Origin of the sequence: Streptomyces sp. Ncost-T10-10d, from assembly GCF_900091955.1 — a bacterium.
Lineage (GTDB): Bacteria > Actinomycetota > Actinomycetes > Streptomycetales > Streptomycetaceae > Streptomyces.
Genome location: NZ_FMDF01000044.1, coordinates 105,625 through 122,368, shown reverse-complemented (window position 1 = coordinate 122,368; position 16,744 = coordinate 105,625). Strand labels below are relative to the sequence as shown.

The following is a 16,744-nucleotide window of genomic DNA, read 5'->3' as shown; positions in this document are numbered from 1 at the left end:
GGAGGCGCCGTCCGCGCTCAGACGCTCCCGTCGCCCAGCTCCCAGAGCTGGAGATCCGCGGAGGAGTTGACCGCCCACTCGACACCGGTGAGGTCCTCACGGGAGGCGACGTACTGCTTGCCCTGCCAGATCGGCAGTACCGGGACGTCGTCGGCGACGATGTCCTGGAGCTGCTGGAAGGTCTTGGCCGAGGCGCTGCGGTCGGTCTCGCGACGGGACTGCGGAATGAGCGTCTTCTGGGCCAGGGTCGACTTGTAGGGCGAGTTGAGGAAGTTGTTCTTGTAGAGGAACGGCGCCATGAAGTTGTCGGGGTCCGGGAAGTCGGGGAACCAGCCCATGCCGTAGACGGCGTAGTCGCCGCGCAGCTGTGCCGGGCGGTACTTCACCCAGGGGGTTCCCTGAACGGTGACGTCGAACAGTCCGGTGTCGTTGAACTGCTTCTTCAGGGTTCCGAACTCGGCGGCGTTGCCGGCGCCGGCACGGTCGGTCGGGTAGTGGAGCGTGAGCTTCACCGGGGTGTCGACGCCCGCGGCGTTCAGGATCGCCGCAGCCTTCGTGGTGCTGGGTTCGCTGTACTTGTTGTAGAACGAGTTGGCGTGCGCGGTGATGCCGGACGGGATCAGCGAGTACAGCGGCTCGGCCGTGGTGCCGTACACCTTGCTCGCGATTTCACCGCGGTCGATGACCTGGGCCATGGCCTGGCGGACGGCCTTGTTCTTCACGGCCGGGTCGTTGGTGTTGAAGCCCAGGAAATGGATGGCGAGGCCGGGCATCTCGGTGAGTTTGATGTCGTCCCTGGGCTTTTCGAGCATCTGCTGGGACTGCTCGGGCGACATGGTGCGGGTCATCATGTCGATCTTCTCGTTGTCGAGGGCCTTGCCCATGGCCGTCGGGTCGGGGAAGACGTCCAGCTCGACCTTCTCGTTCCGTACCTTCAGATCCCCCTTGTAGTGGGGGTTCCTGGTGAAGAGCACCTTGACGACCTGGTTGTGCTCGACTTCCGGCTTCATGGTGTACGGGCCGGAGCCGTCCACCTGGAATCCGGTACGCGCGGACTTCGCTGCGTACTTGCTCCGCGGCACGATCCCGGCGACCGGGGTGGCGAGCTTGTACGGGAACGTGGCGTCCGGCGCGCGCAGATGGAAGATGACCTCCCGGTCGCCCCGTGTCTCGATCGTGTCGATGTTGTCGAGCAGGGCGACGGGCCCGTTCGCGGCGTCGATGCGGATGACGCGGTCGATGGAGTACTTCACATCATCGGCGGTGATGGCCTTGCCACTGGAGAACTTCAGCCCACTGCGCAGCTTGCAGCGGTAGCTCTCGTTCTGCGTGTCCGTGAAGGTGCAGCTCTCCGCGGCTTCGGGCACCGGTTCGCCGCCGCCGCGCGGCACATGCACCAGGGTCTGCACGGTCTGCCGGAGCACATTCCATACGCCGGCTTCATAGCCGATGGCGGGGTCGAGCGGCGCGGGATTGTCCTTGGAGGCGACGAACTGGTCCGTGGTGCCGACAACGATGGCGGCCTTGCCATCGCCCCCGTCGCCCGACGCGCCGCAGGCGGCGAGTGCGGGCGCGAGCAGGCCGACGACGGCCGGCAGCACCAGAGTCTTACGGTTCATCTTGGACGCTCTCCCTCATCCGTGCATTGAGAAAGCGACATTAGTGGGCGCCGTCGGCAATGCCGGACCGGAGATGCCCCCATGCGTAATCAGACGGTGATGGGAATTAGCGGCGAGCCGTTTTCCTCGTCCCGGAAGGTTCCGTACAGGACCTCACTAATCGTGACGTTTCGACACACCAAAACGGACACTTCGGTGGATCCTAAAAAGCTTGCCGCGGTCATTCAGGTGATAAAGCTCACGCCCGGGGTCCAATCTCCCCCTTGCCGTACGCCCGGCTTGCACACACTTACGTACGACAGAAAATGCACCATCCGACGCCGAGAGTTTTTCGATTTATTCACAGAAACACTCTCGGTGTGCGGATCACTGCAATCCTGTGACCAGGCCCCGGAGAAATGCGAGATCGACTTCTTCGAGCGAACGTACGACCACTCGGCCGGAGGCAGGGGCGATCGGCGCGACGGACGGTACGGCGACCACCCGGCAGCCCGCGGCCTCCGCCGCCGCGACGCCGGTCGCGGTGTCCTCGATGACCGCACAGAGCTCGGGGGCCGCCCCGAAGCCGGACGCGGCGGTGAGATAGGGCTCCGGGTGCGGTTTGGTACGGGAGACCTCGTCGCCCGCGACGGTGAGGGCGAAGTGGTGGGCGCCCACCGAGTCCAGCACCCGGTCGATGATCCGCCGGTGCGAGGCGGAGACCAGGGCGGTGGGAATCTCGTGCCTGGCCAGTTCGGCCAGCAGCCGCGCCGCGCCCGGCATCAGCGGCACCCCGCGGCCGATGCGCCTCTCGAAGCGGTCGTTGAGCAGCACGGTGAGTTCGGCGAGGGTGATGTCCGCGCCGGTGACATCCATGAGGTAGCCGGCGCTGCGGGTCATCGGCCCGCCGACCACCACGTCCCGCCAGGCCTCGTCGAGCTGGTGCCCGAGCTCGGCGAAGACCTCCACCTCGGCGTCCCACCAGAAGCCCTCGGTGTCGACGAGCGTGCCGTCCATGTCGAGCAGGACGGCCTGCAGAGCGGCACCTTCGGCCGTGCGGGTCATGGACGCGGGAACCGTGCTGGTCATCCGGCACACCTTCCGTAAGGGACGAGAAGGCCGGCCGCCATTTCCCGTGGGAAGGGCGACCGGCCTGCACTGGACCGACCAGTGTACGACTTGTCCGGCTGCCGCGCGCTGAACGGCGTCTTAACGCGCGTTGAAGTACTTCGCCTCCGGGTGGTGGATGACGATCGCGTCGGTGGACTGCTCCGGGTGCAGCTGGAACTCCTCCGAGAGATGCACACCGATCCGCTCGGGCTGGAGCAGCTCGGCGATCTTCGCCCGGTCCTCCAGATCGGGGCAGGCGCCGTAGCCGAGCGAGAAGCGCGCGCCGCGGTACTTGAGCGCGAACATGTCCTCGACATCGGCGGGGTCCTCGCCGCCGAAGCCGAGCTCGGAGCGGACCCTGGCGTGCCAGTACTCGGCGAGGGCCTCGGCCAGCTGTACGGACAGGCCGTGCAGCTCCAGGTAGTCGCGGTAGGAGTTGGCCTCGAAGAGCTTCGCGGTCTCGCCGCCGATCTTCGAGCCGACGGTGACGACCTGGAGGCCGATCACATCCGTCTCGCCGGACTCCTCGGGGCGGAAGAAGTCCGCGAGACAGAGGCGGCGGCCGCGGCGCTGGCGCGGGAAGGTGAAGCGGGTGCGCTCGGAGCCGTCCTCGTGGAGCAGGATCAGGTCGTCGCCCTTGGAGACGCAGGGGAAGTAGCCGTAGACGACGGCGGCCTCCAGCAGGTTCTCCGTGTGGAGCTTGTCGAGCCAGCCGCGCAGGTGCGGGCGGCCCTCGGTCTCGACCAGCTCCTCGTACGTCGGTCCGTCACCGGCGCGGGCCTGCTTGAGGCCCCACTGGCCCTTGAAGAGCGCGCCCTCGTCCAGCCAGGACGCGTACTCCTTGAGCTGGATGCCCTTGACGACCCGGGTGCCCCAGAACGGCGGCGCGGGGACCGGGTTGTCGACGGCGACGTCGGAACGGACGCCCTCCTCGGGCTCGTCGGCCTCCAGGACCACCGTGTCCCGCTTGGGGACACGGCGCTGCTTGAGTTCGGGGAGGGTCGCGCCGGGGACGCCGCGCTTGACCGCGATGAGGGCGTCCATCAGGCGCAGCCCCTCGAACGCGTCACGGGCGTAGCGGACCTCGCCCTCGTAGATCTCGTGGAGGTCCTGCTCGACATAGGCCCGGGTGAGGGCCGCGCCGCCGAGGATCACCGGGAAGTCGGCGGCCAGCTTGCGCTGGTTCAGCTCCTCCAGGTTCTCCTTCATGATCACGGTGGACTTCACCAGGAGGCCGGACATGCCGATGACGTCGGCGCGGTGCTCCTCGGCGGCCTCCAGGATCGCGGAGACGGGCTGCTTGATACCCAGGTTCACGACGTTGTAGCCGTTGTTGGACAGGATGATGTCGACGAGGTTCTTGCCGATGTCATGGACGTCGCCGCGGACCGTGGCCAGGACGATGGTGCCCTTGCCCTCGGCGTCGGACTTCTCCATGTGCGGTTCCAGATAGGCGACCGCGGTCTTCATGACCTCGGCGGACTGGAGCACGAACGGCAGCTGCATCTGGCCGGAGCCGAAGAGCTCACCGACGACCTTCATGCCTTCGAGCAGCGTGTCGTTGACGATGTCGAGGGCCGGGCGGGTCTGCAGGGCCTCGTCGAGATCGGTCTCCAGGCCGTTCTTCTCACCGTCGATGATGCGGCGCTGAAGGCGCTCGTCCAGCGGCAGGGCGAGGAGTTCCTCGGCCTTGCCCGCCTTCATGGACTTCGTGCTGACACCCTCGAAGAGCTCCATGAGCTTCTGGAGTGGGTCGTAGCCCTCTGCGCGGCGGTCGTGGATGAGGTCGAGCGCGACCTCGACCTGCTCCTTCTCCAGGCGTGCGATCGGCAGGATCTTGGAGGCGTGCACGATCGCCGAGTCGAGTCCGGCCTTGACGCACTCGTCGAGGAAGACGGAGTTCAGCACGACGCGGGCGGCCGGGTTGAGCCCGAAGGAGATGTTGGACAGGCCCAGCGTGGTCTGGACGTCGGGGTGGCGCTTCTTCAGTTCGCGGATGGCCCCGATGGTGGCGATGCCGTCGCCCCGGGACTCCTCCTGACCGGTGCAGATGGTGAAGGTCAGGGTGTCGATGAGGATGTCCGACTCCTTGATGCCCCAGTTGCCGGTCAGGTCCTCGATGAGCCGCTCGGCGACGGCGACCTTGTGCTCGACGGTACGGGCCTGGCCCTCCTCGTCGATGGTCAGGGCGATCAGCGCGGCGCCGTGCTCGACGGCCAGCGCGGTGACCTTGGCGAAGCGGGACTCGGGTCCGTCACCGTCCTCGTAGTTGACGGAGTTGAGGACGGCACGGCCGCCGAGCTTCTCCAGACCGGCCCGCAGGACGGGCAGTTCGGTGGAGTCGAGCACGATCGGGAGGGTGGAGGCGGTGGCGAAGCGGCCGGCCAGCTCCTCCATGTCCGCCACACCGTCGCGGCCCACGTAGTCGACACAGAGGTCGAGCATGTGGGCGCCCTCGCGGATCTGGTCGCGGGCCATCTCCACGCAGTCGTCCCAGCGGGCCTCCAGCATGGCCTCGCGGAACTTCTTCGACCCGTTGGCGTTCGTACGCTCGCCGATCGCGAGGTACGAGGTGTCCTGGCGGAACGGGACGGTCTGGTACAGGGACGCGGCGCCCGGCTCGGGGTGCGGGGTGCGGGGGGTGACGGCGACGCCGCGGACCCGCTCGACGACCTGGCGCAGGTGCTCCGGGGTCGTACCGCAGCAGCCGCCGACCAGCGAGAGGCCGTACTCGCGTACGAAGGTCTCCTGGGCGTCGGCCAGCTCGGCCGGGGACAGCGGGTAGTGCGCGCCGTCCTTGCCGAGCACGGGGAGGCCGGCGTTGGGCATGCAGGAGAGCGGGATGCTCGAGTGGCGGGCGAGATAGCGCAGGTGCTCGCTCATCTCGGCGGGGCCGGTGGCGCAGTTCAGGCCGATGAGGTCGATGCCGAGCGGTTCCAGAGCGGTGAGCGCCGCGCCGATCTCGGAGCCGAGCAGCATCGTGCCGGTCGTCTCCACGGTGACGGAGCAGATCACCGGAAGACTGGTACCGGTGGCCTCCAGGGCGCGGCGGGCGCCGATGATGGAGGCCTTGGTCTGCAGGAGGTCCTGGGTCGTCTCGACCAGGAGGGCGTCGGCGCCGCCGGCGATCATGCCCTCGGCGTTCTGCTGGTAGGCGTCGCGGAGCTTGGTGTACGGAGCGTGACCCAGTGTCGGCAGCTTCGTGCCCGGGCCCATGGAGCCGAGCACCCAGCGCTGCTGTCCGGTGGAGGCGGTGAACTCGTCGGCGACCTCGCGGGCGATGCGCGCGCCCGACTCGGAGAGCTCGAAGACCCGCTCGGCGATGTCGTACTCGCCCAGGGCCGCCAGGTTGGCACCGAAGGTGTTCGTCTCGACGCAGTCCACGCCGACGGCGAAGTACTCCTGGTGCACGGAGCGCACGATGTCGGGGCGCGTGACGTTCAGGATCTCGTTGCAGCCTTCGAGGTTCTGGAAGTCCTCGAGGGTGGGGTCCTGTGCCTGGAGCATGGTGCCCATGGCACCGTCGGCCACCACCACCCGGGTGGCGAGTGCCTCGCGGAGGGCTTCGGCTCGGTTCCGGCTGTCGGCGGAAGGGGTCGGCGACGAGGCCATGGATGTACTCCCTGGGATGCGACGGCTGTCGGCTTTGCGTCTTCGGCGGAAGGCGCACCAGGCCAGCGTAGCCGGGCAGCGCCCGGGGCCGTCACTCCGTCCCACGGAACGGACGGCATGCTGTGCGGGGAGATGTCCGGATCGGAGTGGTGCCGCAGTTTTCCTGTGGGGTCGAGCACAGGTCGGCATCGACCGATAGTGTTCAGCATTGTCGAACCGAGGTGGAGGAGTACGGCGCGATGGCCAAGAACATCCAGTCGCTGGAACGGGCGGCGGCGATGCTGCGCCTGCTGGCAGGCGGCGAGCGTCGGCTGGGGCTGTCCGACATCGCCTCCTCACTGGGCCTGGCCAAGGGCACCGCGCACGGCATCCTGCGCACGCTCCAGCACGAGGGCTTCGTAGAGCAGGACGCGGTGTCCGGCCGCTATCAGCTGGGCGCCGAGCTGCTGCGTCTGGGCAACAGCTATCTGGACGTCCACGAGCTGCGGGCCCGCGCGCTCGTCTGGACGGACGACCTGGCCCGCTCCAGCGGCGAGAGCGCCCATCTGGGGGTTCTGCACCAGCAGGGCGTCCTCATCGTCCACCATGTCTTCCGGCCCGACGACAGCCGGCAGGTCCTGGAGGTGGGGGCCATGCAGCCACTGCACTCCACGGCCCTGGGCAAGGTGCTCGCGGCGTACGACCCGGTGGCGCACACCGAGGCCCTGGAGGCCGAACGCAGGCCTTTCACCCCGCACACCGTCACCGATCCGGAGGAGTTCGAGACGATGCTCGACCTGATCCGGGCCCGCGGCTGGGCGGCCGATGTGGAGGAGACCTGGGAGGGCGTCGCCGCAGTGGCCGCCCCGATCCACGACCGGCGGCGGATGCCGGTCGGCGCGGTGGCCGTGACCGGCGCGGTGGAGCGGGTCTGCGCGGACGGGGAGCTGCGCCCCGAGCTGATCGCCGCAGTGCGGGACTGCGCCCGCGCGGTCTCCAGGGATCTGGGCGCCCGGCCCTTCTGACCGCCGCGCCGGTGATCGTTACCGACGAGTCGTCGGTAACGATCGAGTTATAGGCCACACAACCCTTGACGCCTGATTCACCTGGGGGAAGCATTGCCGTTCACCGGTCGGCATTGTCGAACAGCTAACGGAATTTCGCGTTAAGGTGTGACAGCGCCAAGGGCCGGAAAACGCCCTCACGTGAGGGCGCGGACCACCGGAGGGACCCGGGGTTCGGCTTCCCTGGACGAAGGACAAAGGAGTCGCGGGTGTCCAGCTCCGACATCTTCATCGGCGAGACCATAGGTACCGCCGTACTCATCCTGCTCGGCGGCGGTGTCTGTGCCGCTGTCACTCTCAAGCGCTCCAAGGCGCAGAACGCCGGCTGGCTCGCCATCACCTTCGGGTGGGGTTTCGCCGTGCTGACCGGCGCGTATCTGGCCGGTGGCGTTTCCGGCGCGCATCTCAATCCGGCGGTCACGATCGGTCTCGCGATCGAGGGCGGCACCAAGTGGAGCGACGTACCGCTGTACCTCGGCTCCCAACTGCTCGGCGCGATGATCGGCGCAGTGCTGGTCTGGCTGACGTACTACGGACAGTTCCGGGCGCATCTCACCGATCCGGAGATCCTGGGCGCCCAGTCGGGTGAAGAGGGCATGGTCGACAAGGCCACCGCCCCGAAGGCGGGCCCGGTGCTGGGCATCTTCTCCACCGGCCCCGAGATCCGGCACGCGGTGCAGAACCTCGTCACCGAAATCATCGCCACCGTCGTGCTCGTGCTGGCGATTCTCACCCAGGGCCTCAACAACGAGGGCAATGGCCTGGGCACGCTCGGCGCTCTGGTCACCGCTCTGGTCGTCGTCGGTATCGGTCTCTCCCTCGGCGGACCGACGGGTTACGCGATCAACCCGGTTCGCGACCTCGGTCCGCGTATCGTGCACGCGCTGCTGCCGCTGCCGAACAAGGGCGGCTCCGACTGGGGCTACGCATGGGTCCCGGTCGTCGGACCGCTCGTCGGCGGCGCGATCGCGGGCGGGCTCTACAACGTCGCCTTCGCCTGAACCGTGGCGCACAGAGCCGTAACCCTCAAGACCACACAGACTTCCGGGAGCACACCGTGACCGACGCACACACCACCGGCCCTTTCATCGCGGCCATCGACCAGGGCACCACCTCCAGCCGCTGCATCGTCTTCGACAAGGACGGCCGGATCGTCTCCGTCGACCAGAAGGAGCACGAACAGATCTTCCCGAAGCCGGGCTGGGTCGAGCACAACGCGACCGAGATCTGGGAGAACGTCCAGGAGGTCGTCGCCGGCGCCATCGTCAAGGCGGGCATCACCGCCGCCGATGTGAAGGCGATCGGCATCACCAACCAGCGCGAGACCACTCTGCTCTGGGACAGGAACACCGGTGAGCCCGTCCACAACGCCCTGGTCTGGCAGGACACCCGCACCGACGCGCTCTGCAAGGAGCTCGGCCGGAACGTGGGCCAGGACCGCTTCCGCCGCGAGACCGGTCTGCCGCTGGCCTCGTACTTCGCGGGCCCCAAGGTCCGCTGGCTGCTCGACAACGTCGAGGGGCTGCGCGAGCGCGCCGAGCGCGGCGACATCCTCTTCGGCACCATGGACTCCTGGGTCATCTGGAATCTGACCGGCGGCACGGACGGCGGCGTCCATGTCACCGACGTCACCAACGCCTCGCGCACCCTTCTGATGAACCTGCACACCCTGGCGTGGGACGACAAGATCCTCTCGTCCATGGAGATCCCGGCGGCCGTGCTGCCCGAGATCCGCTCCTCCGCCGAGGTGTACGGCACCGCCAAGGGCGGCGTCCTGGACGGTGTCCCGGTCGCCTCCGCGCTCGGCGACCAGCAGGCGGCCCTGTTCGGCCAGACCTGCTTCTCCGAGGGCGAGGCCAAATCCACGTACGGCACCGGCACCTTCATGCTCATGAACACCGGTGAGACGCCCGTCAACTCGTACAACGGACTGCTGACGACGGTCGGTTACCGGATCGGCGACCAGAAGCCGGTGTACGCCCTGGAGGGCTCCATCGCCGTCACGGGCTCGCTGGTGCAGTGGATGCGCGACCAGATGGGCCTGATCAAGTCCGCGGCCGAGATCGAGACCCTGGCCTCCTCGGTCGAGGACAACGGCGGTGCGTACTTCGTGCCCGCCTTCTCGGGTCTGTTCGCCCCGTACTGGCGCTCCGACGCCCGCGGCGTCATCGCCGGTCTGACCAGGTACGTCACCAAGGCGCACATCGCCCGTGCCGTCCTGGAGGCCACCGCCTGGCAGACCCGCGAGATCACCGACGCCATGACGAAGGACTCCGGTGTCGAGCTCGCCGCCCTGAAGGTCGACGGCGGCATGACCTCCAACAACTTGCTGATGCAGACACTCGCCGACTTCCTGGACGCACCCGTGGTGCGGCCCATGGTCGCCGAGACCACCTGCCTCGGCGCCGCCTACGCCGCCGGTCTCGCCGTCGGCTTCTGGCCGGACACCGACGCGCTGCGCGCCAACTGGCGCCGGGCCGCCGAGTGGACACCCCGCATGGCCGCGGACACCCGCGACCGCGAGTACAAGAGCTGGCTCAAGGCCGTGGAACGGACCATGGGCTGGCTCGAAGACAGCACAGTCGAGGAGTAATCACAATGACCACCCTGCAGAGCGTCCCGTCACTCGGGACGCACCCGGCCTCCGGCTCTCTTCCGAGCCGCGCCGAGACTCGGGAGCAGCTCTCCAAGGCGACGTACGACCTCCTGGTGATCGGTGGCGGCATCCTGGGCATCTCCACCGCCTGGCACGCCGCTCAGTCCGGGCTGCGGGTGGCCCTGGTGGACGCCGGCGACTTCGCCGGCGCCACCTCCTCCGCCTCTTCCAAGCTGCTCCACGGCGGTCTGCGCTACCTGCAGACCGGCGCGGTGAAGCTGGTCGCGGAGAACCACTTCGAGCGGCGCGCGGTGTCCCGTCAGGTCGCCCCGCACCTGGCGAATCCGCTCACCTTCTACCTGCCGGTCTACAAGGGCGGCCCGCACGGCGCGGCCAAGCTCGGTGCGGGTGTGTTCGCGTACTCGGCGCTCTCCGCGTTCGGTGACGGGGTCGGGCATGTGATCAGCCCGGCGAAGGCTCAGCGCGATGTGCCGGAGCTGCGTACGGACAATCTGAAGGCCGTCGCGGTCTACGGCGACGACCAGATGAACGATGCCCGGATGGCTCTGATGACGGTCCGCGCGGCCGTCGACGCGGGTGCGGTCGTCCTGAACCACGCGGCGGTGACCGGGCTGCGGTTCACCAAGGGCCGGGTGACGGGCGCCGATCTGGAGGACCGCACGGACGGCACGGAGTTCGGCGTCGATGCGCGCCTCGTGCTGAACGCCACCGGCCCGTGGGTCGATCACCTGCGCAAGATGGAGGACCCGAACGCGGCGCCCTCGATACGTCTGTCCAAGGGCGCTCACCTGGTGCTCAAGCGCACGCGTCCCTGGAAGGCCGCGCTGGCCACCCCGATCGACAAGTACCGCATCACGTTCGCCCTGCCGTGGGAGGACATGCTGCTGCTCGGGACGACGGACGAGGAGTACGAGGGCGATCCGGCGGACGTCGCGGTCAACGAGAAGGACACCGCGCAGATCCTCGACGAGGCGGCGTTCTCCATCAAGGACCAGCAGCTGTCACGCGATCTGATCACCTACTCCTTCGCGGGCCTGCGGGTGCTGCCGGGTGGCCCGGGCGACACGTCCAAGGCCAAGCGCGAGACGGTCGTGACGGAGGGCCGGGGCGGCATGCTGTCGGTCGCGGGCGGCAAGTGGACGACGTTCCGCCACATCGGCCGTACGGTGATGAACAAGCTGGCCGCGCTCCCCGGGCACCCCCTCGCGGAGGACATGGAGCCGATCTCGCACCTGCCGAAGAAGCTCCCGCTGCCCGGCATCGCCAACCCGAACGCGGTGGCGCACCGGCTGCTGGTCGACGGCGGTACGCCCGGTCCGCGGATGGCGGCCGACACGGCCCGCCACCTCGCCACGCACTACGGCTCGCTCTCCTTCGACATCGCACGGCTGGCGAACGAGAACCCGGCGCTGGCCGAGCGCATCCACCCCGACGCGCCGGAGATCTGGGCGCAGGTCGCCTACGCACGTGATCACGAGTGGGCCGAGACGGCGGACGATGTGCTGCGCCGCCGCACGACACTGACGATCCGGGGTCTGGCGACGGACGAGATCCGGGCCGGCGTCGAGTCCATGCTCGGCGACCGGGGCTGACGGGGCCGAACGGATCGGACGGGGCGGCTGCCACGGGGGGAGCCTCCCCGTCCGTATGCCGGGAGGACCGCAGCCCGGTGAATGCGCCACACGGTTGCCATGCGGGCGCAATATGACGCAGGGACAGTTGAACCATGAAGCTCTCCGTACTGTCCCTCATCGGCCACGCCCCGCACCCGCTGAACGGTCGACGCCCCTCCCCCGCCGAGCGGTTCGAGGAGGTGATCGAGACCGGAGTCGTCGCGGAGCGGCTCGGCTTCGACGCGTACTCGATCGGCGAGCGGCACGCCGGGCCGTTCCTCCACCGTGGACGGCTTCGGACTCGGCCACCCCGAGCAGATCGAGACGCTGCGGTGGTTCGCCGAGGACATCGCTCCGGTGGTGCGGCGTGAGACACCGTCCGCGCTCCGGGACCTGCCCCGCCCGGCCCCGATAGCCGTGCGGTAGCCGCGTACCTGGGACGATCTGCGGCAGTCCTGGTTCATCCACCTCTTCCGACCCGCATAATGAAGAGAGACATCGGATGTCTGATTCCAGTCCGGATCCAGGAGGACCGTCATGGCTGTCACCGACGAGGCGATCGAGAAGATCAAGGGAATGATCGTCTCGGGTGCGCTACGGCCCGGCGACCGGCTCCCCAAGGAGAGCGAACTCGCGGCGGAGCTGGGGCTCTCCCGCAATTCTCTGAGGGAGGCGGTGCGCGCCCTGTCACTGATCCGCATTCTCGATGTGCGGCAGGGCGACGGCACGTACGTGACCAGCCTCGATCCGCAGTTGCTGCTGGAGGCGCTGAGCTTCGTGGTGGACTTCCACCGCGACGACACGGTGCTCGAATTCCTCGCGGTCCGCCGCATTCTGGAACCGGCCGCGACGGCGATGGCCGCGACCCGGATCAGCGAGGCCCAACTGGACGTACTGAGCTCACAGTTGGACGCCCTGGGTGCGCAGCCCTCGGTGGAGGAGCTGGTCGCCTGCGATCTGGAGTTCCACCGCGGCATCGTGCAGTCTTCCGGGAACTCGGTGCTCTGCTCGCTGCTCGACGGGCTGTCGGGGCCGACGACCCGGGCGCGGGTCTGGCGCGGCCTGACGCAGGAGGACGCGGTCAGCCGCACGCTCCATGAGCACCGGGCGATCGTGTCGGCGCTGCGGGACCGGGATACGGAGGCTGCGCGGGCCTGGGCGACGGTGCACGTGGCGAGCGTCGAGCAGTGGCTGCGCTCGACGCTGTAACGCACGGCGGATGGGTGGCCGGGGCCCCGCGCGTCGGACGCCGGTGGGGCTGAGGAATCAGCCCCACCGGCGTCCGCGAGAACGGGTTCAGTCCTGCTTCTCGCCGCTCGCGAAGCGGGAGATGACCAGGGCGACGATGATGATGGCGCCGTTGAGGAACTGGTTCCAGAGCGCCGGGACACCGCCGAGGGTCATCACATTGACCACCAGCTGGAGCGTCAGTACGCCGGTCAGCGCGCCGAACAGGGTGCCCCGGCCGCCCTTGAGGCTGATACCGCCGATGACCGCGGCCGCAAACACCTGGAAGATCCAGCCGTTGCCCTGGGTCGCCGCGACCGATCCGTAGTGGCCGGTGTAGAGGATGCCCGCGAAGGCCGCCAGCAGACCGCCGATGGCGAGCACGATCCAGGTGACCCGGTCCACCCGGATGCCCGCGGCTCGCGCCGCTTCCGGGTTGCCGCCGATGGCGTACAGCGAGCGTCCGTGGCGCAGCCAGGCCAGTGCGGCGCCACCGACGGCGAACAGCGCCAGGCAGATCCAGACAGCGGCCGGTGCGCCGAGCCATTCGCTCTTGCCGAGGTAGCGGAAGGACTCCGGGACGTCGGTGATGGACTTGCCCTCGGTGATGCCGATGTGGAGGCCGCGCAGCATGGTGAGCATGCCGAGCGTGGCGATGAAGCCGTTGACCCTCAGCTTCAGCATCAGGAAGCCGTTGATCGCACCGATCGCGAGGCCCACCAGCAGACAGAGCGGGATCGCCGACCATGTGGGCAGCAGGCCGAGGCCCGCGAAGCGGCCGCCCTCCGCGGGCAGGACCAGCCACATCGCGACGACCGGCGCGATACCGATCGTCGACTCCAGTGAAAGGTCCATCCGTCCGCAGATCAGGATCAGTGCCTGGCCCAGGACCAGCAGGCTCAGCTCGGAGGACTGCTGGACGACGCTGATCAGGTTCTCGGAGGTCAGGAACACCGGCGAGACGATGAACCCGATCACCATCAGCACCAGAATCACCGGTACCAGGGAGAAGTCGCTCCACCGGATCAGCTTCAGCCGGTCCAGCGGGCTCTCGCCCGTCAGGGAGCCCTTCGGCCCGCCGTCGATGCCGTCGGCCGCCACAGGCCGTACCGTTCCGGTCATTCCCTTTCCCCCACACCTTCCATGGCGGCGACGAGTTCCCCGTCGGTCCACCCGCTTGCGAATGTTGCGACCACGCGCCCGTGGAACAGGGCGAGCACTCGGTCGCAGACCCGCAGATCGTCCAGCTCGTCCGAGATGATCACTGCGGCGTTCCCCTCGTCGGCGACCCGCCGCACGACTCCGAGCAGTGAGTCCTTGGACTTGATGTCCACACCCGCGGTGGGCCGCACGGCCACCAGCACGCTCGGCTTGCGGGCCAGCGCACGGGCGACGACCACCTTCTGCTGGTTGCCGCCGGAGAGCCCGGAGACGGGCTGCTCGGGCCCCTGCGTCTTGATGTCCAGCGAGGCAATCATCGACCGTGCGAACTCCCTGGTGCGGGAGGGCAGTACGGTCCCCCACGGGCCGAGCTGGTCGGTGACCGTGAGGGTGGCGTTCTCGGCGACGCTGCGTTCCAGAACGAGGCCCTGGTCGTGCCGGTCCTCGGGGATGTAGCCGATCCCGGCGTCCAGCGCATGCGGCACACTGCCGGTGCGCACGGCCCTTCCGTGTACGGAGACCGTGCCGCCGCCCGCCTTTCGCATACCGGCCAGGGCCTCACCCAGAGCCGTGTTGCCGCTGGCCGCGGAGCCGGCGAGGCCGACCACCTCGCCGGGGCGGACCTCCAGGTCCAGCGGTTCGAACTGGCCCTCCAGAGTGAGCCCTTCGGTACGCAGGACGGGGGCAGCCGACTGATTCCGTACCGCCGCACCGTCACCGCCCGCGTGCCAGGCGGTGGCGCCGGCGGACTGCTCTCCGGTCATCGCCGCCACCAGTTCCGCCTTGGCGATGTCGGCGACCGGGGCGCTCAGCACATGGCGGGCGTCACGGTAGACGGTGACCGCCGTGCACAGTTCGTACACCTCCTGCAGATGGTGGGAGATGAAGAGGAACGCCACTCCCTGGCTCTGCAGTTCCCTGAGCTTGTCGAAGAGCCGCCCGATGCCACGGGCATCGAGCTGGGCGGTCGGCTCGTCCAGGATGATCAGCCGGGCGCCGAAGGACAGCGCCCGGGCTATTTCGACGAACTGCCGCTGCTCGACGGCGAGATCGCGCGCCCGGGTGCCGGGGTCGACCTGGACCCCGTAGTCGGCGAGGAGCCGCTCGGCGCGCCTGCGGAGCTTCCCCCAGCTGATCCAGCGGGAGTTGTCGTCGAAACGGTTGAGGAAGAGGTTCTCGGCGACGGTCAGGTCGGGGACGACCATGGACTTCTGGTAGACGCAGGCGACCTTCGACTGCCAGGCCGTGGTGTCCCCGAAGTCGGGCGCGGGCTCCCCGCCGAACGTGACCGTGCCCGCGTCCGCCTTGTGGAGTCCGGTCAGGACGCTGACCAGCGTCGACTTGCCCGCACCGTTGCGACCGACGAGGGCATGGGACTCGCCGGGCTGCACGGTGAGCCGGACCCCGTCGAGCGCCACGGTGGGCCCGAAGCGTTTGACAACGCCTTGTGCCTGTACGGCGGGTGGTGCCGTTTCCATCAGACCCCTTCTCAGCGAAGCGCTGTAGCAATGTCGGTGCCCTGCCTTCGGGCGGCGGTCAGGGCTTGGCCGCGTCTCGGCTCTTCGTTGCCGAGAGGGAAGCCCTCTCGGCAACGAGAGGGAGGAGTCACGGCTAGCTCTTCTTGTCTAGCTGATTGGCCCACAGTTTCGGGTCGTCCACGTTGTCCTTGGTCACCAGGGGCGCGGGAAGCTGGTCCTCGAAACCATTGGGAATCTTGATGATGTTCGAGTCGTGGTCGGTCGGGCCTTCCTTGAAGGTCTTACCGTCCAGGGCCGCCTTGGCGTAGTACAGCGCGTACTTCGCGTACAGGTCGGCGGGCTGGGAGATCGTCGCGTCGATCTTCCCGGCCTTGATGGCGTCGAACTCCTCCGGGATGCCGTCGTTGGAGATGATCGTGATGTGGCCCGGCGTGCCGGCCGGCTTCAGCAGCTTCTTCTGCTCCAGGAGCGCGAGGGTGGGCTGCAGGAAGACACCGCCGGCCTGCATGTAGATGCCGTTGATGTCGGGGTTGGCGGCCAGGGTGGCCTGGAGCTTGGCGGAGGCGACATCGCCCTTCCAGTCGGTGGCCAGCTCGAAGACCTTGATGCCGGGGAATTCCTTGTCCATGCAGGACTTGAACGCCTCGGACCGGTCGCGGCCGTTGATCGAGGCGAGGTCGCCCTGGAACTCCACGACCTTGCCCTTGCCCTTCAGCTGCTCGCCGAGGTACTTGCAGGCATTGGCCCCGTACGCCTTGTTGTCGGCCCGCACCACCATGTAGATGTCGCCCTTGTCGGGGCGGGTGTCGACGCTGACGACCGGGATCTTCTTCTCGTTCAGTGTGTTGAGCGACTCGGCTATCGCACCGGTGTCCTGGGGTGCCATCACGACGGCCTTGGCGCCCTGGTCCGTGAAGGTCTGGACGTTGGCGACCAACTTGCCGATGTCGTTCTGCGAGTTGGTCAGCGGCAGCGCCTTGACCTCGCCCGCCTTGACCCCCTTCTCCACATAGTTCTGGTACGAGTTCCAGAAGTCGCTGTCGCTGCGCGGCAGGTCGATGCCGACCTTCCCGCTGCCCGCGCCGTCAGCGGTGGACTCGCGGTTGCAGCCCGCGAGGGCAGTGACGGCCAGCAGTACGGCGCAGGCTGCCGCACTCGTCGTACGCACTCTCATTGGTGTCCCGTCCTTTGTGGAGTACCGGCTCGGAGCTCTGTTGGCAATGCGGCGGTGCATGGTTCACAGGGGTGCGGCCCGTCTGTGCGGCTCGGGCCTGTCCGGCCCTGG

11 protein-coding genes and 1 pseudogene are annotated in these 16,744 nt (G+C 68.3%); 6 read left to right on the top strand and 6 right to left on the bottom strand.

Annotation, left to right across the window (positions count from 1 at the left end):
• Nucleotides 1-17 precede the first annotated feature (17 nt).
• From GA0115254_RS05490 to metH, 3 genes are all read right to left on the bottom strand, one after another.
• On the bottom strand, nt 18-1,619 hold the full coding sequence (locus tag GA0115254_RS05490; protein ID WP_093894143.1) for an ABC transporter substrate-binding protein: 1,602 nt from the start codon (nt 1,617-1,619) through the stop codon (nt 18-20).
• A gap of 366 nt (nt 1,620-1,985) precedes the next feature.
• Complete coding sequence (locus tag GA0115254_RS05485; RefSeq protein ID WP_093894142.1) at nt 1,986-2,687, bottom strand: HAD family hydrolase; 702 nt, start codon at nt 2,685-2,687, stop codon at nt 1,986-1,988.
• Nucleotides 2,688-2,807: 120 nt separating this feature from the next.
• On the bottom strand, nt 2,808-6,320 hold the full coding sequence (metH, locus tag GA0115254_RS05480; protein ID WP_093894141.1) for a methionine synthase: 3,513 nt from the start codon (nt 6,318-6,320) through the stop codon (nt 2,808-2,810).
• Between the two features lie 239 nt (nt 6,321-6,559).
• Between metH and GA0115254_RS05475 the strand changes: the two genes are divergently transcribed.
• The 6 genes and pseudogenes from GA0115254_RS05475 (at nt 6,560) to GA0115254_RS05450 (ending at nt 12,802) form a co-directional block, all read left to right on the top strand.
• Nucleotides 6,560-7,324, top strand: a complete 765-nt coding sequence (locus tag GA0115254_RS05475; RefSeq protein WP_256102402.1) for an IclR family transcriptional regulator — start codon at nt 6,560-6,562, stop codon at nt 7,322-7,324.
• Nucleotides 7,325-7,572: 248 nt separating this feature from the next.
• Nucleotides 7,573-8,364, top strand: coding sequence for an MIP/aquaporin family protein (locus GA0115254_RS05470; protein WP_093894139.1), 792 nt, complete (start codon nt 7,573-7,575; stop codon nt 8,362-8,364).
• 56 nt (nt 8,365-8,420) lie between these two features.
• Nucleotides 8,421-9,956 carry a glycerol kinase GlpK gene (glpK, locus tag GA0115254_RS05465; RefSeq protein ID WP_093894138.1) on the top strand — a complete coding sequence of 512 codons (1,536 nt, stop codon included), beginning with the start codon at nt 8,421-8,423 and terminating at the stop codon, nt 9,954-9,956.
• Nucleotides 9,957-9,961: 5 nt separating this feature from the next.
• Entirely contained in the window at nt 9,962-11,572 is a 1,611-nt protein-coding gene (locus GA0115254_RS05460) for a glycerol-3-phosphate dehydrogenase/oxidase (protein WP_093894137.1), read from the top strand.
• Nucleotides 11,573-11,706: 134 nt separating this feature from the next.
• Nucleotides 11,707-11,874 (top strand): annotated as a pseudogene (locus GA0115254_RS05455) (LLM class flavin-dependent oxidoreductase); the annotation flags it as partial.
• A 256-nt stretch (nt 11,875-12,130) separates the two neighbouring features.
• Nucleotides 12,131-12,802, top strand: coding sequence for a FadR/GntR family transcriptional regulator (locus GA0115254_RS05450; RefSeq protein WP_093894136.1), 672 nt, complete (start codon nt 12,131-12,133; stop codon nt 12,800-12,802).
• An 87-nt stretch (nt 12,803-12,889) separates the two neighbouring features.
• Here GA0115254_RS05450 and GA0115254_RS05445 read toward each other — a convergent pair whose 3' ends face one another.
• The 3 genes from GA0115254_RS05445 to GA0115254_RS05435 all read right to left on the bottom strand — a co-directional run bounded on the left by GA0115254_RS05445 (nt 12,890) and on the right by GA0115254_RS05435 (nt 16,633).
• The gene (locus tag GA0115254_RS05445) at nt 12,890-13,942 is read right to left on the bottom strand and encodes an ABC transporter permease (RefSeq protein WP_093894135.1); all 1,053 of its coding nucleotides are present in this window, start codon (nt 13,940-13,942) and stop codon (nt 12,890-12,892) included.
• Nucleotides 13,939-15,459: a sugar ABC transporter ATP-binding protein gene (locus GA0115254_RS05440; RefSeq protein WP_093894134.1), complete on the bottom strand. Its 1,521-nt coding sequence runs from the start codon at nt 15,457-15,459 to the stop codon at nt 13,939-13,941. The genes GA0115254_RS05445 and GA0115254_RS05440 overlap by 4 nt, the downstream gene beginning before the upstream one ends.
• A 133-nt stretch (nt 15,460-15,592) precedes the next feature.
• Complete coding sequence (locus tag GA0115254_RS05435; RefSeq protein ID WP_093894133.1) at nt 15,593-16,633, bottom strand: sugar ABC transporter substrate-binding protein; 1,041 nt, start codon at nt 16,631-16,633, stop codon at nt 15,593-15,595.
• Between the last annotated feature and the right edge of the window lie 111 nt (nt 16,634-16,744).